Raw genomic sequence first — 19,662 nt, 5'->3', positions numbered from 1 at the left:
GCCACCGTCCTGGACGGACTATTTGGTTTCACCGTCCTTGGTGACGACGCCCGGGACGATCGGCTGCTTGGCCTCGACCGTCTCGCCCTTGATGACCTTGGCAGCGGTCTCGACCGCGACCTTGCCCATCTGGTCAGGATACTGGGCGATCACGCCCACCATCACCGGGTCGTTCTTCACCGCATTGCGGGCCTCTTCCATGCCGTCGAAGCCAATCACCTTGACCTGCGAGTCGAGCTTGGCGGCCTTGACCGCAGCGGCCGCGGCAAGGGCGGCATCGTCGCCGAAGCCGAAGATGCCGACGATGTCGGGATTGGCCTGTAGGATGTTCTGCGCGGCGGCGAGCGCCTCGGGACGGGTGATGCCCGGCTGGATCGCCACGATCTTGACGTCGGGATGCTTCTCCAGACCCTTCTTGAAGCCCTCGACGCGATCCACCACCGACTGCACGGTCGGGTAGTCGATGACCGCGACATTGCCCTTGCCGCCGATGGACTTGGCCATCAGTTCCGCAGCCTTCTCGCCGCCGGCGAAATTGTCGGTGCCTACGAAGGAGGTGACGTCGACATTGTTGGCGGGCACGTCGACGGTGATGACCTTGATGCCGGCCTTCTCGGCCTTGTTGATGGCTGCCTTCACGCCCTTGGAATCCACCGGCGAGATGATGATGACGCTCACGCCCTTGGTGATGAAGTCCTCGACATCGGCGAGTTGCTTGGAGAGATCCTGGTTGGCGATGGCGATCTCGAGCGGCACCTTCTCGGCTTCGGCTTCCTTCTTCATCGCGTCGGCGAGCGAGATGTAGAAGGGATGCTGCTGCGTGAGCAGCGATGCGCCGATGCCTTCGGCGGAAGCGATGCCGGCCATCATGGCAAGGGCGGCACCCGACAGGAGAATACGGCCAAGCGTTTTGCGAAACATGAGTTCCTCCGTGAAGCCGGCGCTGCCCGGCCCGTTGTTGATCTGAACGCGAAAGATGCGCCTCCCGCCTTGCGGACCATTGTCGGCCGCTACCTCCAAGGCAGGAATTGGGCCCGATATCGAGCCGTCACTGAGATGACGCACTACCTCCTGCGTGTCAACTTATTTTTTTACACGCGATAAAAACTTGCGATGCGCTACAAATGCAGCAACTATTGTGTCAATTGGAACGCAACGCACAGGAAACGCTGGCTCCGCATGGCGCTTCGGCTTGCCTCGGTCAAAAAATAAATTTACGCATGGAAATAAATCGATTTATCCCGTTCGGGGCGCACCGCCACAGGCGAGGAAGCCGAGCATGAACGAGCAGAAGATCCGGACTATGGAAGAGTTCGCGGCGGCGACCGGCCTGTCGCGCCCGACGGTTTCGAAATACTTCGACAATCCCGAAAATGTGAAGCCGTCGACCAGGGCCCGCATCGAAAAGGCGCTCAAGGACTACGACTACCGGCCCAACATCTTCGCGGTCAGCCTGAACCGCAAGCAGCCGAAAAACATCGGCGTGATCGTGCCGCATATTTCCGATCCCTTCTATGCCGAGGTCGTGCGCCAGATCGAGATGCGCTGTCTCGCCGAAGGCTATTGGGCGATCGTTTTGTCCTCGCATGGCGAGCGCAAACTGGAGGCGCGCGCGATGCGCACGCTGATGTCGCTCAACATCGCCGGCGTGCTGATGGCGCCGCTCGGCTTCGAGACCGACGCCACCCTGCTGGCCAGCCTCGTCAGCACCATGCCGATCGTCTTCGTCGACAACCGGGTCAATAACGATCAGTCCTTCGTCGGCACCGACAACCGGCAGAGCATGGGCATGATCACGGAATACCTGTGCCGCACCGGCGAACATCCCTGCTTCCTGGAGATGCCGGCAGTGAACCAGAATGCGCTGGAACGGCGCACTGCCTATGTCGCCACCATGGAACGGCTCGGCTTCGAGCCCATCGTGCTGCCGATCTCGGCCAAGGGCTGGGAGTTCGAGGAACTCGGCTACCGCGAGGCCGGCCGCATCCTCGACAATGGCGGCTTTCCGACCCGCACCGTGCTGTGCGCCAACGACCGCCTCGCCTTCGGCGTGATTGCGGCGGCCTTCGAACGCAAGCTCAAGGTGGGACGTGACGAAGGCTGCGAACTGCGCGTCGCCGGTCATGACGACCATCCGCTCAGCCGCTTCACTTGCCCGCCGCTGACCACGGTGGCACAGGACTACCAAGGCATCGCCGCTGCCGGCGTCGACATGCTTTTCACGCGCATTGCCGGCGGTCCGGATGCGTCTGCCGGCAGACCGGAAGTCAAGCAGCTGGAAGCCAAGCTGATCATGCGCGGTTCGGCTTGAGCTCAGCTGGATGAGCGAGCCGACGACGCCCTTTCGACGAGCAGCGGCGGCGCAATCGGCTTCGGTGATGCCGCCCTTCCCTCGATCAAGCCTGTGAGCATGTCGATGGCCGTTTCGGCCACCTGGTCGAGATGCAGGTTGACCGCCGTCAGTTGCGGCGAGGCCAGCCTGGCACGCATGCCGTCATAGCGCGTGGCGAGCCTGAGATCGTCCGGAACGGAAAGGCCGAGCGCGGCTGCAGCACGCAACGCGCCGGCAGCAAAGGCGTCGACCGGCACGCAAAGCGCGCCGATATCCCGATTCTGACGCAGAAACGCCTCGACAGCGACGGCAGCTTCATCCTCGCCGCCGCGCTCGTCGATGCGTATGGCGGCCGACGCCAAGCCCCTCTCCGCGCAGAAGGCAGCATAGGCTGCTTCCGTCTCGATATAGGAGTTGCGCCTCTGCAAGCCAGTGACGAGGCCGACGCGCCAGCCTGCCCCGCCTAGATGGTCGAGCAGCAGGCGAGCGGTCTCGGTGCTGCGCAGATCCACGGCCGGCAGATCGGGCCTGCCGGGCGCGTGACCGATGGCGACCACCGGCACGCCCCTTTCGAAGAAGAAATCCAGCACGCTGTCGTCGAGCGCAGGTTCCACGACGATGGCGCCGTCCACATCCAGCGCTTCGAGCTGCGAGCCGCGCTCCAATGGCGGCACCAGGCACAAGGTCGTGCTGCGCGACAGCGCGGTGACCGCCGCTGCAGCGGCGATCTCCATGAGAAAGCCGAGACGAGACGGACCTGCGGCGACGGCGAAAGGCATTGACGACACCAGCGCGATGGAGCCGCCGCCGCCGCTGCGCAGGCGGCGCGCGGTGGGATTGGCCCGATAGCCCATTTCCTGCGCGAGCGTAACGATGCGCGCCTTCGTGTCGGGGTCGACATAGCGTCGGCCGCTGAAAGCATGTGAGACGGTGGTGGGCGACACGCCCGCGGCCTGAGCCAACTGGACGATGGTCGGCCTGGTCATATCAGCCCCCTCGCTGGCATCGCGCTCCCGTTTCTGCTCCTGCCCATGAACCCTTCTGCACATACCACCCGGTTCCGCGAAAGGCAAAACGATTTGCACGATCGAAAAATCGTGGTATGAGACGCCATGCAAAACGATTTGCATGCCGGTATGGGAGTGCCGGGAGGAGGAGCCAAAATGACACGCAAAAATGCCTGGACCGGCGATCCGGTCGATGAGGTGCTGCCGACGCGCAGCCTTCTGCTTTTCGGTTTCCAGCACGTGCTGGTGATGGCGGCCTCGCCGATCACAGCCGTTTTCCTGGTCAGCAAGGCGCTCAACTTTTCCGACGCGGTGACGACGTCGCTGATCTGCGCGACGTTTCTGGTCTGCGGGCTGGGATCAATCCTGCAAAGTTTCGGCCCCGCCGGCTTCGGCGCGCGGCTGCCTTTCATCATGGTGCCCGGCGGCGCGCCGATCGCCATTTTCCTGGCGATCGCACAGGCGACGGACGTGCAGACGGCCGTCGGCGCAGTGATCCTGACCGCGGTGTTCTATTTCCTGGCCCTGCCTGTCTTCCGGCGGCTGCTGCGTTATTTCCCGCCCGTGGTGGTCGGGACGATGCTTCTGCTCGTCTCGGTCAATCTTGTCAGGATCTATGGCGGCACCATCACCGGCAAGCCGGGCAGCGAGGGCTTCGCGGATCCGATCAATGTCGGGCTGGCACTGGCGACGATCGGGCTCACCGTGGTGTTCGCACGCGTGTTCACCGGCACCTTGCGCCGCATCGCAGTCATGCTCGGCCTCATCGCCGGCTCGCTGCTCGCCTTCGCGCTCGGCCATATGAGCGTCGGCGGCGTCCTGGACGGACCGGTCATCGCGCTGCCGCAGCTGTTCCCTTTCGGCATGCCGAAATTCGACCTCTACGCCGCGCTGCCGCTGATCGTCTTTTCCATCATCTCGATGGCCGAGGCCACCGGTCAGACCATCGCGACGGCCGACATCGTCGGGCGCCGCGGCGACGCCCACGCCATCGTGCCTTCGACCATCCGTGGCGATGCCGTCGCCTCGTTGCTCGGCGGCCTGTTCGGAACCTCGCTCATCATCACCAGTGGCGAGAATGTCGGCATCGTGCGCGCCACCGGCGTGAAGTCGCGCTACGTCACCGCGGCCGCCGGCGTCATCCTGGTCCTCATGGCGCTTTTCGCGCCGGTCGGCCGCCTGGCGACGGCGCTGCCCGGCCCTGTCGTCGGTGGAACCGCCGTGATCGTGTTCTCCATCATCGGCGTGATCGGCATCGATCTCCTGCGTCGTGTCGACCTGCGCGAACATGGGCCGATGGTCACGCTGGCCTCGGCACTTTCGATGGGCTTGCTGCCGATCCTGGTGCCCGGCGTCTACAGCCAGTTCCCGCAATGGGCGCAGATGATCCTCGGCAACGGGCTCGCCGCGGGCACCATCACCGCCGTCATCGTCAATGCCATGTTCGGGGCGACGTCCGGGGCGACGTCGGGACAGGCTGAGCCCTCAACGAAAGAGGCCGGCCGCGAGGCCTTGGCGGAATGAAGGAGAAGACCCAAGTGACTGCCCAAGCAGATGCCTTGCGCGATGCGCTCCACGGCAGAACCGAATTGCTGCTCCGGCCCGGGCAGGTGCTCTTGCCCGAAGGGCCGAAGCGCGGCATGGCCGTGGTCGTGCGCGAAGGGCGCTTCGCCGAAGTCGACGCCTTGGAGATCGTAAGCCGGCGCAATCCGGGCCTTGTGCCGGTCGACCTGCCCGACCATCTTCTGATGCCAGGCTTCGTCGACGCCCACACGCATCTGACGCAATCGCTCGGCAAGTCCCTGGTCTTCGGCGAACCGTCCGAAATCTTCCGCCGCATCTGGGTGCCGCTCGAAGGCAGTCTCGACGAGCGCATGGTCTACCTGTCGGCCAAGCTTTCGGCACTCGAATGCCTGCGCGGCGGCTTCACCACGGCCGTCGATGCCGGCACGCGTTCGGACGGCCATATCGGCGCCCTGGTGCAAGCCGCACGCGAGACCGGCCTGCGCAGCGTCGTCGGCTACATCTGCAACGACCTCGGCGGCACCGCCGTGGTCGCGGATCGCGCCGCGATCCTGAAGAATGCCGCCAGCCATCTTGCCGCTTACGAGACAGACGGGCTCGTCCATCCCGCGCTCGCCATCTCCATTCCCGAGGTCGCCAGCGACGGCATGCTGGCCGATGTCTCCCTGCTGGCCGCAGAGGCGAGCGCCATCTTCCAGACCCATGTCAACGAACATCTGGTCGCCGTCGAACGCTCGCTGGTCGCGAACGGACGCCGGCCGCTCGAACATCTCGCCCATGTCGGCGCGCTCGGACCGCATGTGCTGATCGCGCATTCCACTTTGGTGACGCCGCACGAACTCAACCTGCTGCGTGACAGCGGTACGGCGGTTGCCTACAATCCGGTGGCGAGCCTCTGGAAGGGCAATGCTGCCGCGCCGGCGCTACAGATGGCGGCGCTCGGCATCCGCTTCGGCCTCGGCACCGACGGCACCCGCGCCGACGGCTTCAGGCTGGCAGACGCGGCCGAGAGTTTGCAGCGCGCCTGTTTCGGGCTGGCCATCGGCGATTCCTCCTGCGGCGGCGGCTGGCTGTGGCTCGACCGGGCCACGCGGGGTGCGGCCGACGTGGCCGGCCTGGGAACGACGACGGGCGCAATCCAGGAGGGGCTCGCAGCCGATTTCCTGCTCGTCGATCTCGACCGTCCCGAATTCACGCCATCACACGACTTGACCTGGGAACTCGTGCGCTACGGTAACCGCGACCAGATCGATGCGGTGTTCACTGCCGGGCGTCTGCGGCTCTGGCAGGGATGGCCGGTGGATTGGGATGCCAAGGCACTGCTCGCCGAAGTGCGTGACGTCGCGGCCGCAGCGATCGCCAAGGCGCCGATCCAGCGGGTGCATGCGGTGTCGCACGAACACCAGGCCCTGGGGTTTTATCGATGAGTCTTAGCCTGTTCGCAATCGTGGCCGCGATCACATTCGCCGCCGCCTTCCTGCAAGGGGCGGTCGGCATCGGCTTCGCGCTCATCATCGCGCCGGTCCTGGGCATCCTGCAACCCGACCTGCTGCCGGTGACGCTGCTGCTCCTGATGCTGCCGCTGAACTTCCTCGTCGCCTGGCATGAGAAGAGCGCCGTCGACTGGCCCGGCGCGAAGTGGATCACGGTCGGCCGCTTTGCGGGCACTTTCTTCGGCCTTTGGCTCCTGGCTGCGCTTTCGGCCGGACAACTGGATCAGGCCGTGGGCTGGTTCACGCTGCTGGCGGCCGTCGTGGCGCTGGTCGCACCGCCCTTCTCGCCGGACTATCGCAGCGCGCTCGGCGCCGGACTGTTCACCGGTGTGACGGAAACGGCGACAGGCATCGGCGGCCCGCCGCTGGCCCTGCTCTACCAGCATGCCAAGGGCCCGGTCCTGCGCTCGACGGTCGCCGTGTGTTTCTTTGTCGGCGAAGTGATGTCGCTTGTCGTGCTCGCCCTTGCCGGCCGCATTGCGACACATCAGGTCCTGGCGGCTCTCTATCTGATGCCGGCTGTTCTGGTCGGAACCGCGCTGGCGCGCAGGACGCACCATATCATCAGCCCCAAGGCGCTACGCCTGGGTGTGCTGATGTTTGCCGTCGTCAGCGGGTTGTTCCTCATTCTGAGGTGAAGCTTTCCTACCGCCGTCTGGTCCAATCCTATCTTGTCGACTGACCTGGAGGAAGATGAAACCATCCGCACTTCCTGCGGTGGGCGGCGCGCTGGAGAGCGAGAAGCTCATCGAGGATGACATGTCGAAAATTGCAAGATCGGCTTTGCTGCTGGCGATGGTGTCTGCACCCATCCCAACAGTCTATGCGCATGCACAGGAAAAAGTGGATGCGGAACGCCTTTCCAACCATGTGAAGGTCCTGGCGTCGGACGAATTCGAAGGACGCGGCATCGCCACCGAGGGCGAGAAGAAGACCGTTCAATATCTGTCCGAACAGTTCAAGGCGGCCGGCCTGCAGCCGGGCGGCGACAAGGGCGACGATGGCCAGCGCGGCTGGACACAGGCCGTGCCGCTGATCAAGTCGTCTTTCGACGGTACGGTAACCGCGACGCTTGGCCAGGGAAAACAGCCGCCGCGGCCCCTGAGCCAAGGCGAGGAGATCGCGATCCTGCCCGCCCAGACCGACGACACCACGATCGCCATCGAGAACGCTCCGCTGGTCTTCCTGGGCTATGGCGTCAGCGCACCAGAGCGCAAATGGGACGATTTCAAGGGTGTCGATCTCAAGGGGAAGATCGGCGTCGTGCTCATCAACGATCCGGATTTCGAAGCCGGAAAAGGTGATTTCGGCGGCAAGGCCATGACCTATTACGGGCGCTGGACCTACAAATATGAGGAGGCTGCCCGCCAGGGCGCGCTCGGCCTGCTGATCGTGCACGAAACCGCACCGGCCGCTTACGGATGGCCGACGGTCAAGAACTCGTTCACCGACGATCAGTTCGACATCATCCGCGACAACAAGGCCGAGGTTCATGTTCCGCTCAAGGGCTGGATCCAGCACGACGTCGCCGTCGAACTGTTCAAGAATGCAGGCCAGGATTTCGACGCGCTGACGGCCAAGGCACAGACACGCGATTTCTCGCCCGTCGCTCTGGACGGCGCCACGCTTTCTGTCGCCTTCAAGGCGAAGCACGAGAAGATCGTCACCCACAATGTGGTCGGCTTCGTCCCCGGGAAACAGAGGCAGGACGAGGCCGTGATCTATTCCGCCCATTGGGACCATCTCGGCGTCGGCGAGCCGGATGCGACAGGTGACAAGATCTACAATGGCGCGGTCGACAACGGCACCGGCCTTGCTTCGCTTCTGGAAGTGGCGCGCCTGCAGGCCAAAGCCTCGCCGCCGGCGCGCTCGGTCGTCTTCCTCTCGGTCACCTCGGAAGAGACCGGCCTGCTTGGGTCGATGTATTACGCCGCCAATCCGCTCTATCCGCTGCCGAAGACCGCCGCCGTGCTGAACTTCGATGCGCTGACCACCAATGGCAGGGCCAAGAACATCAGCCCGTTCGGCAATGGCGATGTCAGCCTGGAGGACGAGGTCGCAGGCTACGCCAAGGCGGAAGGCCGCGTCTTCACGCCCGACCCGAAGCCGGAAGCGGGGCTGTTCTACCGCTCCGATCACTTCTCCTTCGCCAAGGCTGGTGTTCCGGCCATGTCCTTCGGGCTGGATGGCGCGAGAGACCTCGTGAAGGGTGGCAGGCAAGCCGGCGAAGCGTGGTACAAGACGTATGTCGCCGAGCGCTATCACCAGCCGGCCGACGAATGGAGCGCCGACTGGGACCTGTCCGGCGTCGCCGAGGATGTCGATCTTGTCTACCGGATGGGATCCGACCTCGCCAACTCGGACAAATGGCCGGACTGGCACGACGGCTCGGAATTCAAGAAAGTGCGCGAGGAAAGTGCTGCCGAGCGGCAGTAGAGACCAGGGTCGGGCGAAATCCGCAACGACAGTGTCTCGACCGTTGGCGCTGCCCCTCATCGCCCTGCCGGGCCGACATCGACGACGGCGCTCGTGCTGGATTGGCGAAAATCCGCGGCAGGGAGCCCCCCTCTCCCTGTTTACGGGAAGAGGATGCCGGCAGGCGGGTGAAGGGCGCGGACGATTTGAACGGCTTTCACCCGAACTCCGCGATCACCGACAGAAACGCCGGCCCGTAACGATCGAGCTTGGCTTCGCCGACGCCCGGCACGCCAGCCATCTCGCCGCGCGAAGACGGGCGGGCGGCGGCCAGTTCGATCAGCGTCTTGTCGTGGAAGATGACATAGGGCGGCACGTTCTGCAGGCGGGCGATTTCCGTGCGCTTGCGGCGCAACGCCTGGAACAGGTCGTTGTCGGCCTCCGGAATCGCGGATTGCGTGTTGCTGCGCGCGACCTTGCCGCGCCGGGCGCGCGGTGGCGAAGGCAGGCGCAGCATCAGAGGCGGCTTTTCGCGCAGGAAGTCGCGGCCGGCAGGCGCGATCGACAGGCCGCCATGGCCAGCGAGGTCGACTTCGATGAAGCGCAGCGCGATCAGCTGGCGCAGGATCGCCCGCCATGTGCGGTTGTCGTGCTCTTTGCCGATGCCGAATGTAGAGATCTTGTCATGGCCGAATTGGGCGATGCGGTCGTTCTCGGCACCGAGCAGCACGTCCACGACATAAGCCTGACCGAACCGCTCGCCGGTGCGGTAGATGCAGGACAGCGCCTTTTGCGCGGCGATCGCGCCGTCGAACAGCTTCGGCGGCTCCGTACAGGTGTCGCAATTGCCGCATGGCTCGCAATGATCGCCGAAATAGGACAACAGCACCTGCCGGCGGCAGCGCGCCGTCTCGGCAAGCCCGAGCAGCGCATCGAGCTTCTGCCGCTCCATGCGCTTGCGCTGGTCGGGCGCCTCGGATTCCTCGATGAAGCGGCTGCGCAGCGCGACATCCTCCGAGCCGTAGAGCATCAGCGTATCGGATGGCAGGCCATCGCGACCGGCGCGGCCGGTTTCCTGATAATAGGCCTCGATGCTGCCCGGCAGGTCGACATGGGCGACGAAGCGCACGTCCGGCTTGTCGATGCCCATGCCGAAGGCGACGGTGGCGACCATGATGACCGCCTCGCCATGCTGGAAGCGCATCTGGTTGGCCTCGCGCGCCGCCTTGTCCATGCCGGCGTGGTAGGCGAGCGCGTCATAGCCGAGCCCCTGCAGCCAGGATGCGATCTCCTCGGTGCGTCGCTTCGACAGGCAATAGACGATGCCGCTCTCGCCCTCGTAGCGCTTGAGGAATTCCTTGAGCTGCGCACGCGGATTGTCCTTTTCCTCGATGGCATAGCGGATGTTGGGGCGGTCGAAACCGGCGATGAAGGCATCGGCCTCGTCGATGTCGAGATGCGCCAGGATTTCTTCTCGCGTCGGCTCGTCGGCTGTGGCCGTCAGCGCCATACGCGGAACACCGGAAAAGCGCGCCACGACGGCATCGAGCTGGCGGTAGGAGGGGCGGAAATCATGCCCCCATTGCGACAGGCAGTGGGCCTCGTCGATGGCGATCAGCGACAGTTGCAGGCTTTCCAGCAGTTCCAGCACGTCGGGCCGAGCCAGGGTTTCGGGCGCGACATAGAGCAGATCGAGCGCACCGCTGCGGATGTCGCGCCACAAAGCGCGGCGCTGGTCCAGCTCCAGATCAGAGTTGAGCGCCGCGGCCTTGACGCCAGCCTGGCGCAGTGCCGTGACCTGGTCGGCCATCAGCGCCAGCAGCGGCGACACGACCAGCCCCATGCCGGGGCGCACGATGGCGGGGATCTGGTAGCAGAGCGACTTGCCGCCGCCCGTCGGCATCAGCACGAAGGCGTTGTTGCCGGCAATCACATGCTCGACGATGCGCGCCTGCGGGCCTCTGAAGGCATCATAGCCATAGACAGTCTTGAGGATTTCGAGGGCGGCGGAGTTCATCAGGGCGGCTATGAAGAATCAGGAGGAGATCCTTCTTAGCAGCTTCGCCGGGATGAGGCCGACTTTCCGGTGAGTATCCTTCGCCCGATGCCGGCGGCGCCCCTCATCGCCCTGCCGGGGCACTTCTCCCCGTATAGTGACGGGGAGAAGAAGCCGACCGCAAGGAAGGCGCTCGTTCTGCAACGCTGGTGATTGGCGAAAGCCGCGACGACAGCCTCCTTCTCCCCGTCTACGGGGGTCCGAAGGACGGGCGAGACCCGCGGCTCGCCCCGGTACAGTGCCCCGGCAGGGCGATGAGGGGCAGCACAAACGCGGGGCAGTTGGATGCCCCATCATGATCGAGAGCGTCCGGATCGGCCGCCCCTAAAACTCAGTCGCGCTTTTCGATCACTGCGTAGAGCACGTTGCGGTTTTCGCCGAAGAACACCTTCACGTCGACGGTGTTGCGGTCGACGCTGGCGTTGACGACGTTCCACATGTCGGCTTCGGAGCGCAGCAGGAGCACCCAGTTCATGAAGGTTTCGCGGTAACCCGCATCCGGGTTGCCCTCGGCATAGTTGGCGAACAGGAAGGTGCCGCCGGGCTTCAGCATCTGCATGCAGGTCTTGGTGAGCTTCACCGCCACCTTGTCCTGCAGGTAGTCATAGAGGCCGGAAGCATAGATGAAGTCGTATTTGCCGAGCTTGTGGCCCCGCGTCAGCAAGGTGCGCACCGAACCGTCGATCGTCTCTACCGCAGTGCCGGCGAAATCGCGGGCGATGAGACCGACGCTGAGCGGATCCTGGTCGAGCGCGACCCAGCGCTTCAGGCGCTTCTCGCGCAAGGCTTTCGACAGATTTGCCTCGCGAAGGTGGCCGGCCGCGACAGCCAGCACCTCGGTTTCAGGCCCGCGCTTTTCAGCGATCTCGTCGACATAGCGGGCAAGCAGGTCGCGCCGCTCGCGCGCGGCCACGCAGGAGGGCACGTTCTGGGTATAGGCGTAGAGCGCCTTGCCGATGTCCGAAGAGTCGGCAACGGCGTCGGCGACATGCGGATCGCAATAGATGTAGTCGAGCAGTTCGGCATCGCCGGAATAGCCGCGCGGCTTCTCGAACGACCAGCGCGTCAGCGGGTCTTCCAGGAAATAGTCGAGCACCGGATGGTTCTGGATGATGGGCGCCAGCGCATTCCAGGTATCGGCATGCAGCCTGAGACGCATCGCCTCGAGACGTGCCATCAGCGGCTTGATGATTTCGGCGGGCCCCTTCTTCAGGGCGATCTGCTGCTGCGTAGTGGCGAGGATGAGCACGAGTTCAGCGCGGGCCGTCTCGAAGGCCTCGCTTCGATCGTCGAGCTTTTTTCCGAGCCCTGCCGCGATCGTCGCTTCCGTGATGAGACTCTTACCGTCGAGAACAGTAGCCACCCGAAACCCCTATGGTTAACAACTCGTTAACAACCCGCGTGCTTAATAGCGCGAAGCAGCTTCCCTGCAAAGCGATGTTGGAGAGCATTCTAATGTTATCGTTAACGCATCATTTACCGAGTTTAATTTCGGCGGGGTATTTCAGGCCCGGTTACATTAGCGATTAACCCAACCTTCTTGCCTTGCCCCGTAATGTCTGCGAGGCGCCAAAGATCGCCCTGCGCACGGTGGAGTTGTCTGCGTTGAGGCCGGAAGCAAACGGGTTGCAAAAGCCCCTCCTGAGAGGTCTCTCGGCGATGAGCAGTTATGCGATGTCGGCAGTGGCTGAACTTGCGCCCGTAGAGCCGGCTATCCAGACGCAAGCCCTGCCCGACCCCGCCAAATTGCGCACGCAGTTTCATGAAGAATCCCAGGCGGCACGCCGCTCGGCGGCACGGCCAGGGCTCTACATCGCCGTCATCATCTACCTGCTGTTTGCCGCCACCGACATTCTGCTGGTGCCGGATGTCGCAGCCTACACCATCGCGGCGCGCTTCGCGGTCGGCGTGACGGCGCTTGTGACGCTGGAGACCCTGCTGCGCCTCGACGCGCCCACCAAATGGCTGGACATTACCTGCGCCGGCGCGATCATCCTCGGCTATATCGGCTGGCTGGTGCCGACGGCCGCCAGCGCCAATCATGAAAGCGTTTCGTACTATATGGTCTTCGGCACCATATTCATGATGAGCGCGAACCTGTTCTTCACGTTCCAGTTCAGCTTTTCCGTCATCACGTCGACGATCATCCTGCTGATCCTCTATGCGGTGAACTATTTCGTGCCGTCGACGCTGACCTACAAGCTGGTTTTCGGCGCCTTCTACATCTCCTGTTTCGTCTTCACCTCCTACATCAACTGGAAGCTGAACAGGGAACGCTACAACGTCTTCCTGAACGCACTGGAAGCGCGCAACCAGCACAGGGAAGCCACCGAGCGCGGAAAGGCGCTGCTGAAGCTTTCGCGCACCGATCCGCTGACCGGGCTGGAAAACCGCCGCGCCGTCGACGAGCGGCTGCGCGATCTGTGGGGCAGTTGGCAGCGCCATGGCAGAACCTTCGCGGTGCTGCTTATCGACGTCGATTTCTTCAAGCGCTTCAACGACTATTACGGCCACCAGAAAGGCGACCGCTGCCTGATGGAGGTTGCCGACAGCCTGCGTCACCTTGTGGAGCAGCACAACGCCTCGATCGGTCGCTACGGTGGCGAGGAATTCATCGTTCTGGCGCAGGCGAAAAGACATGAAGACGTCGTCACGCTAGCCGAGGACATCCGCCAGGAGGTGGAGGCGCTGGCGATCACCCATAATGAGCGCCGTGACGGGACACAGGTGGTGACGGTGTCGGTCGGCGCCGCTTTCACGCGCGACGAGGCCGGCACGAAGCTCGAGAAGATCATCCAGGAGGCGGACCGGGCGCTGTATCTGGCCAAGGCCGACGGCCGCAACTGCGTGCATCTGTTCGACCCGAACGATCCGCAGACCAGCGACGAGAGCGAGAATGTCGCCGCGCTTTTGAAGATCGCCATCGAGCGTGAGCTTATTTCGCTGGTCTTCCAGCCCATCATCAACATGCGCACCGGCAAGATCGAGGCGATGGAAGCCCTGATGCGGCTGACCATGCCGGACGGCACGGCGGTGCCACCGAGCCTGTTCATCCCGGTGGCGGAACGCACGGGGATGATCCTGGAACTCGGCCGCTGGGCGATCCGCACCGCCTGCCGCGAACTGATGTCCAGCGAGCACATCCGCACGATCAGCGTCAACGTTTCCCCGGTCCAGCTCAAGGCGCCGGGTTTCGCCGCTTCCGTGGCCGCCGCGCTCGGCGAGGCCGGCGTGACCGGCGACCGTCTCGCCCTCGAAATCACCGAGGGGCTGGAGATGGAGATGCACTCCGACGTGCTGCGCTGCATCAGCGACCTGAAGCTGCTGGGCATCAAGGTCTGGCTCGACGATTTCGGCACCGGTTTCGCCGGCCTCTCCTGGCTCAGGCTGATCGATTTCGACACGGTGAAGATCGACCGTTCATTCCTGCACGACTGCGTCACGCCGCGCGGACGCGCCATGTTCCAAGACATTGTCGAACTGCTCCGCAACCGCGGTCCGAAGATCCTGGTCGAAGGGGTGGAAAGCGAGGAGCAGTTGGAACTGCTCCGCAGACTCGACATCGATCACGCCCAGGGTTTCCACGTCGGCCGGCCGGCGCGGGCGGAGAGCCTGCGGCCCTTGTTCGAGGCGCCGAGGCGGCAGAAGACGGCGTAGCGACTACGCTCTTTATCCTGAGTTTCTTATGTCGAGCGTTGGTGCCGCCCCCACCCGCTTGTCGGCCCCCTCTCTGCGTGAACGGAAAGAGGAAGGCCGCCGCTAAGAATTGCCGATCGCCACCTTTGCGGAAAGGGCACCGTCGTCGCGGTCGGCCCCCTTCTCCGCCTTCACCGTGAGAAGTGCCCTATGAGGGCGGAACCAATGATCGACATCACCACCCTAAGCAAATAACACTGCCACCACTTGGACCGTCTTCCAGGAGCACCATTTCATGAAGCTCGCCCTCGCCGCCCTAGCCCTCCTGCTGCCTGCCCAGGCGCTCGCCCAATGCGCCATAACGGAACCCTTGCTTGCCCAGGCCTATCCGAACGGACAGCAAAGCGAGAACGGCGTGCTGGTCAAAGGCGGTGGTCGCACGATCCAGCCGCGCGACGTGGTGTGCAAGCCGTGGCCCTGGCGGCCCGAACTGATGCTGGCCGCCGTGCCGTTGGTCGAAACGAAATCGGCCGCCGCGGACGAGACCAAGGGCGATGTCGAGATCCTCGTCACCGATCCCGACGGCAAGCCGCTGGCGCGGCGGCTGGAGCGGGGCATGGCGTTCTCGGACGCGATCCAGTTCGGCGAGATGAGCCTCGATACCGCACGCTACGATGTCCGCGACGGCCTGCGCGCCTTTGGCCTGCGCACCGCGCAATATGGAAGTTCGCGGGTCAACCCTTATATGGAGCGGTCCCTGTGGCTCTACACTTTCGACAAAGGCCGCATCGAGCGCGTGCTGGACGGTCTGATCGTCGAGCGCAGCAATGGCGAAAACAACGGCGCCTGCGAAGGCGAAATCACCACGGTGAAGCGCACGATCGGACTTGGCCGCAAAGGCAAGCAGGGCTACCGCGATCTCAACGTGGAGCAGACCGCGACTCACGAAACGTCGAAGATGGTCGGAGATGAATGCTTGACCGACGAGCGGCCGGGAAAGACGGCAAAGATCGATCTGACCTTTGACAAGGGCCGCTATCGCCCGGGCACCGGCACCAAGCCTCGCAGCGGCGATATCGAGAAGGATCTTTTCTCCCTGATCCAGATCAAGGGGCGGTGAGTTCCGCTCTCAGGGGCGCGTATTGCGACCTGCAGACGCAGCGACCGAATTCATCACGGGTTGATTAGTCGGACAAAATGTGGTGGCTTCCGCGGCCATGAGAACAGCTTTGCTCACCGCGCTCGCCATCCTGGCGGCGAGTTCGACAGCCCACGCCCTCGACAGTCGCCTCAAAGCCGGATTGCTGAAACTCGACCCGCAGACGCGGCTGGAACAGCGCTGCGATGCAGAGGTGCTCGACCGGATCTCGCATGACGACCCGCACTACAAGGCCGACCGTGTCGTCGCCTATGCGTTTGGCCAGCCGGAAATGACGGATAACTCGATCAAGAGCAAAGTGGCTGCCTTCCGCAGCCGTGGCGAGTGGTACCGGCTGAAGTTCAAATGCGAGACAGCGCCCGATCACATGGAGGTGCTGAACTTCCGCTACCGCATCGGGGACAAGGTCCTCAAAGAGGATTGGGCGAAATACGATCTCTACCCGTGACCGGTGGCTCTGGCGCGTTCAGGCGGGAATGTAGCTCAACCTGAGGACATCCTCGCCGACCCGATCATGGGTCACAAGACGCAGCGGCGGCCGGGGTCCGGCAAAATATGGCGTGCCATGGCCAAGCACGACGGGATGCAGGTAGACCCGATACTCGTCGATCAGGCCAAGTTCGGTCAGGCTTCGCGCCAGATTCGGGCCGGCAATTTCGATCTCCCCGTCGCGCTCGTCCTTAAGCTTGCGGATCGCGCTGCCAAGGTCACCCTCGACGAGCATCGCGTTGGGGCCGACCGACTTCATGGATCGCGAGACGACCCATTTCGGCTGGTTTCGCCATGCGGCGGCGTAGGCCCGCCGCTCGGCATCCCACTCGGGATGGTCGTCGTCCCAGTAACGCATAATCTCGTACATCCGGCGACCATACACGCTGCCCGCCTGCCGCTGGGCCTCCCCAATGAAGTGGCGAAAGAGCGTAGGATCCGGCGCAAACCTCATATGATCGACGTAACCGTCCAGGGACTGGTTCATTCCGAACACGAGCTTGGCCATTACATTTTCCTCCCCGGGCGCGTCAAAGTCCGATTGCGCCATGCAATCGGTCTTAAGTTAAATCGACTGCTCTTATTCCGCAATCGGTTTGGAGCGCACGAAAGGAGAGCGCTGAGGCTCGATCGCCAGAATAGCTCCGGGGAGTTACGATGCGGGAGCCACCTCTTCCGCACCCGATTGTACATCCAGAATGAACTCGCGCATGAGCGCCGCGCATTCCTGATGATGCGTCTCCAGAAGCAGATGCGCCGCGTCGTAGATATGCATCTCGATCTGCTCGAGCTCGCGGGCATAGGCAAGCACCTCCTCGATCTCGAAATAGGGGTCGTGCCTGCCCAGAGCAGCAATGCGCGCGGCTGGTGTTTCCGATGATAGGCCGAGATGTCGGGAAAACGCGCGACGTAGCGCGCATAGTCCTCGAAGATGCGGAACTGGATGTCGACTAGGCCCGGCCGGCTCATCCGCTCCCAGTCGAGATGCCAGCCCTCGGGCGCGAACAGCGGCTTGAGGCGCTCCGGGATGGCGCCGACATAGGTATGGCGCACGCCCTCGAAATTCAGCCACTCCGGCAATTTCTTACGGTTCTCGGGCGTAGGATCCGCCCAGTAGGCCTTGTTGGCATCCCAGTCCGGGCCGAGGCCCTCCTGATGGGCATTGCCGTTCTGGATGATGAGGCCGAGCACGCGCTGGGGGCGCGCCATCGCCAGGTAGTAGGCGACCGGCGCTCCGAAATCATGGACGTAGAGGAAGAACCACTCCATCCCGATCTTCCGCGTCAAAACATCGATGGTCCGCGCCATGGCGTCGAAGGTGTATTCGTAATCGTCCGGCGCCTCGGTGAAGCCGAAACCCGGCAGATCCGGTGCAACGACCCGCGCCACCTCGGCCAGGGGGCCGATGACATGGCGGAAGCCGTATGACGAGCACGGTTGGCCATGCAGAAGCAGCAGGCCGGGCGCGCTACGCCGCCCGGCTTCGCGATAGAACAGGTCGACTCCATCCACCTTGACCGTGTGATGCCTGGCTTTCTGAATATTCAACATGGCCGTTCCTCCTCGGTTTGCCACTCCACACGAAACCCAATAAGATGCTTTATCAGGTTACATACCTGTAACCATATAATGGCCTTTAAGAGGTTACGTTCCTTGTTTGTCGATCATACGGCCTGGGTACCGGAGCACTTCATCGGCGGCCATCCGGCGCTCGACCTTGCGAACGCCGTGTTCGACCGGCGCAATCCGCCGCCGCACAATGAGCTGTTCAACTCGGCTGCGGACATCGGGAACTGGCTGTTCTCGGCCGGATTGGCCAATGAGACTGACGCGGCAGCGGTCGCCGAAATACGCGACCGGCACTTCCTCGGCGGCGTTCGCGACATCCGGGAGGCGTCCTACGCACTCTTTGCCGCGATCGCTGCCGACAAGGGAACCCCGTCGGAACCGCTCGGCCTTCTCTTCTCACACACCGCCAGCGGGCTGGAAGGCCGGCAGGTCGACTGGCACGGAACGCGGTTCGATCTCGCTTCCCTGCAATGGAAGGACCCTGCCCCGGTCACCGCATTCCTTGCACATCTGTCGATCGAGGCATTCTTCACACTGCCGCGCGCGAAGCTGCATGCATGCCCGCGCTGCGGATGGCTGTTCGTGGACACCTCGCGCGGCGGAAAGCGCCGCTGGTGCAACATGCGGGTGTGCGGAAATCGCGAAAAGATAGCCCGCCATCGCGGCCGCGATTAATAACACCCGGCGTCCCGCTCTTCCCGCTCAGGCACCGCAAGGCGCCGTTCTGCGGCCTTCCATTGCGGGCCTATGCGAACCGATAACCCGAAGTTACAAGGGCCACACGAGAGTCCACATATGTGATGAAGGTGACATGGTTCCCAAATCGCCGACTTTGAAAGATGTGGCGGCGCTGGCGAATGTGTCGCGTGCAACCGCTGCCCGTGCCTTGAACAGCTACGGTTACGTCGGTGACGAGACCGCCCAGAAAGTTCATGCGGCGGCGGAAAGGCTTGGTTATCGCGGCAACCGCCTGGCACAGGCGCTGCGCAACGGACAGTTGCCGATCGTCGGTTGCATCCTCGGCGATATCCAGAACCCCTTTTTCGCCCGGATCGCTCACGATATCGAGGCCTTTGCCCGCGAGTATGGCCATAACCTCGTCATCGGCAGCAGCGAAGAGGAACTTGAACAGGAGATCTCGCTCCTGGCGAGCTTGCGGTCGCTCTCCATACGAGGCTTCATCGTCGCGCCGACCTCCGCCAGTAACAACGCGCATCTGAAAGGTCTGATCGCCGAGAACGTGCCGCTCGTGCTGATCGACCGCGTGGCGGAGGGCGCCGATTGCGACAGCGTGGTCGTCGACAATGAGGGTGGAGCACGCAAGGCGGTCGAATATCTGATCTCGATGGGCCACCGCCGGATCGGGCTGTTGCAGGATGACATGCGCATCTTCACTTCGCGCGAGCGTATGAGCGGCTACCAAACCGCGCTCGGCGCCAGCGGCATTGCGCTCGATGATCGGTTGGTTTCCGTATCGCAATCAACGGTGGAGCATGCTGTCGACGCGACGATCCGTCTTTTCAGCCAGAAGACGCCGCCGACCGCGCTGTTCACCGTGGACAGCCTGATGACGCAGGGCGCGCTTCTCGCCTTCCGCTCCATGGGTATTTCCATTCCCCACGACGTGTCCTTGATCGGATTCGACGACTTCAATCTTGCGACATTCACCGACCCGCAAATCACCGTCGTCTCACAGCCGGTTTCGGAAATCGGGCGGACAGCAGCGCGGCTTTTGTTCGAGCGTCTCTCGGGCAAGATCGACGCCCCGCAAAAAATCCGCTTTGAAACCAAGCTGATAGTTCGTGGTTCAGTGAGCCGCCACAGCTCCGCCTGAGCGGCAGATACCCTCCCGACAATTTTTTTCGACCCTACTTGCCAGCACCGAATTCTTGTGCGCTAGATATATGTGAGATCGATCTCACATTGTCTCATTCATCATTTGCGCGAAGACGCCACCTCGCCTCGGAAGCGATTATGCGAAG

16 protein-coding genes are annotated in these 19,662 nt (G+C 63.4%); 10 read left to right on the top strand and 6 right to left on the bottom strand.

Features of this window, described 5'->3' with window-relative positions; genetic code table 11:
• Positions 1-18: 18 nt before the first annotated feature.
• Entirely contained in the window at positions 19-921 is a 903-nt protein-coding gene (locus L4923_RS17765; protein WP_239367482.1) for a substrate-binding domain-containing protein, read from the bottom strand.
• Between the two features lie 358 nt (positions 922-1,279).
• Here L4923_RS17765 and L4923_RS17760 point away from each other — a divergent pair, with 358 nt between their 5' ends.
• The gene (locus L4923_RS17760) at positions 1,280-2,311 is read left to right on the top strand and encodes a LacI family DNA-binding transcriptional regulator (protein WP_239367480.1); all 1,032 of its coding nucleotides are present in this window, start codon (positions 1,280-1,282) and stop codon (positions 2,309-2,311) included.
• 2 nt (positions 2,312-2,313) lie between these two features.
• On the opposite strand, the gene L4923_RS17755 is transcribed toward L4923_RS17760, so the two are convergent.
• Positions 2,314-3,318: a LacI family DNA-binding transcriptional regulator gene (locus tag L4923_RS17755; protein WP_239367478.1), complete on the bottom strand. Its 1,005-nt coding sequence runs from the start codon at positions 3,316-3,318 to the stop codon at positions 2,314-2,316.
• A 177-nt stretch (positions 3,319-3,495) separates the two neighbouring features.
• On the opposite strand from L4923_RS17755, the gene L4923_RS17750 reads away from it, so the two are divergent.
• From L4923_RS17750 to L4923_RS17735, 4 genes are read left to right on the top strand one after another with little or no spacing between them, the layout of a single operon-like run.
• Positions 3,496-4,863: a uracil-xanthine permease family protein gene (locus tag L4923_RS17750; RefSeq protein WP_239367476.1), complete on the top strand. Its 1,368-nt coding sequence runs from the start codon at positions 3,496-3,498 to the stop codon at positions 4,861-4,863.
• 14 nt (positions 4,864-4,877) lie between these two features.
• Positions 4,878-6,290, top strand: a complete 1,413-nt coding sequence (locus L4923_RS17745) for an amidohydrolase family protein (RefSeq protein WP_239367474.1) — start codon at positions 4,878-4,880, stop codon at positions 6,288-6,290.
• A complete protein-coding gene (locus L4923_RS17740; RefSeq protein WP_239367472.1) occupies positions 6,287-6,994 on the top strand; it encodes a sulfite exporter TauE/SafE family protein in 708 nt (235 codons plus the stop codon). Before L4923_RS17745 ends, L4923_RS17740 begins: the two co-directional genes overlap by 4 nt.
• A 55-nt stretch (positions 6,995-7,049) precedes the next feature.
• The gene (locus tag L4923_RS17735; RefSeq protein ID WP_239367470.1) at positions 7,050-8,792 is read left to right on the top strand and encodes a M28 family metallopeptidase; all 1,743 of its coding nucleotides are present in this window, start codon (positions 7,050-7,052) and stop codon (positions 8,790-8,792) included.
• 196 nt (positions 8,793-8,988) lie between these two features.
• Here the strand turns inward: L4923_RS17735 and recQ are convergent, their stop codons facing one another.
• The gene (gene recQ / locus L4923_RS17730; protein ID WP_239367468.1) at positions 8,989-10,788 is read right to left on the bottom strand and encodes a DNA helicase RecQ; all 1,800 of its coding nucleotides are present in this window, start codon (positions 10,786-10,788) and stop codon (positions 8,989-8,991) included.
• Positions 10,789-11,158: 370 nt separating this feature from the next.
• A complete protein-coding gene (locus tag L4923_RS17725) occupies positions 11,159-12,190 on the bottom strand; it encodes a class I SAM-dependent methyltransferase (protein WP_239367466.1) in 1,032 nt (343 codons plus the stop codon).
• Between the two features lie 296 nt (positions 12,191-12,486).
• Between L4923_RS17725 and L4923_RS17720 the strand changes: the two genes are divergently transcribed.
• The 3 genes from L4923_RS17720 (at position 12,487) to L4923_RS17710 (ending at position 16,070) form a co-directional block, all read left to right on the top strand.
• A complete protein-coding gene (locus L4923_RS17720; RefSeq protein ID WP_239367464.1) occupies positions 12,487-14,484 on the top strand; it encodes a putative bifunctional diguanylate cyclase/phosphodiesterase in 1,998 nt (665 codons plus the stop codon).
• A gap of 274 nt (positions 14,485-14,758) precedes the next feature.
• Positions 14,759-15,583 (top strand): PA3715 family protein, encoded by an 825-nt coding sequence (locus L4923_RS17715; protein ID WP_239367462.1) that lies wholly within the window; start codon positions 14,759-14,761, stop codon positions 15,581-15,583.
• Positions 15,584-15,662: 79 nt separating this feature from the next.
• Positions 15,663-16,070, top strand: a complete 408-nt coding sequence (locus tag L4923_RS17710; RefSeq protein ID WP_425530964.1) for a DUF930 domain-containing protein — start codon at positions 15,663-15,665, stop codon at positions 16,068-16,070.
• 18 nt (positions 16,071-16,088) lie between these two features.
• On the opposite strand, the gene L4923_RS17705 is transcribed toward L4923_RS17710, so the two are convergent.
• Together L4923_RS17705 and L4923_RS17700 are read right to left on the bottom strand one after the other, a co-directional pair.
• Positions 16,089-16,619 carry a dihydrofolate reductase family protein gene (locus L4923_RS17705; RefSeq protein WP_239367458.1) on the bottom strand — a complete coding sequence of 177 codons (531 nt, stop codon included), beginning with the start codon at positions 16,617-16,619 and terminating at the stop codon, positions 16,089-16,091.
• Positions 16,619-17,662, bottom strand: a complete 1,044-nt coding sequence (locus L4923_RS17700; RefSeq protein ID WP_239367456.1) for an alpha/beta hydrolase — start codon at positions 17,660-17,662, stop codon at positions 16,619-16,621. The genes L4923_RS17705 and L4923_RS17700 overlap by 1 nt, the downstream gene beginning before the upstream one ends.
• A 102-nt stretch (positions 17,663-17,764) precedes the next feature.
• On the opposite strand from L4923_RS17700, the gene L4923_RS17695 reads away from it, so the two are divergent.
• A complete protein-coding gene (locus L4923_RS17695; RefSeq protein WP_239367454.1) occupies positions 17,765-18,355 on the top strand; it encodes a CGNR zinc finger domain-containing protein in 591 nt (196 codons plus the stop codon).
• Positions 18,356-18,491: 136 nt separating this feature from the next.
• Complete coding sequence (locus L4923_RS17690) at positions 18,492-19,514, top strand: LacI family DNA-binding transcriptional regulator (RefSeq protein ID WP_239367452.1); 1,023 nt, start codon at positions 18,492-18,494, stop codon at positions 19,512-19,514.
• The last annotated feature ends 148 nt before the right edge of the window (positions 19,515-19,662 follow it).

This window comes from Terribium retamae (assembly GCF_022347545.1).
GTDB lineage: Bacteria > Pseudomonadota > Alphaproteobacteria > Rhizobiales > Rhizobiaceae > Mesorhizobium > Mesorhizobium retamae.
Note: the sequence above shows the minus strand (reverse complement) of the source record. Positions and strands in the feature narration are given on the sequence as shown.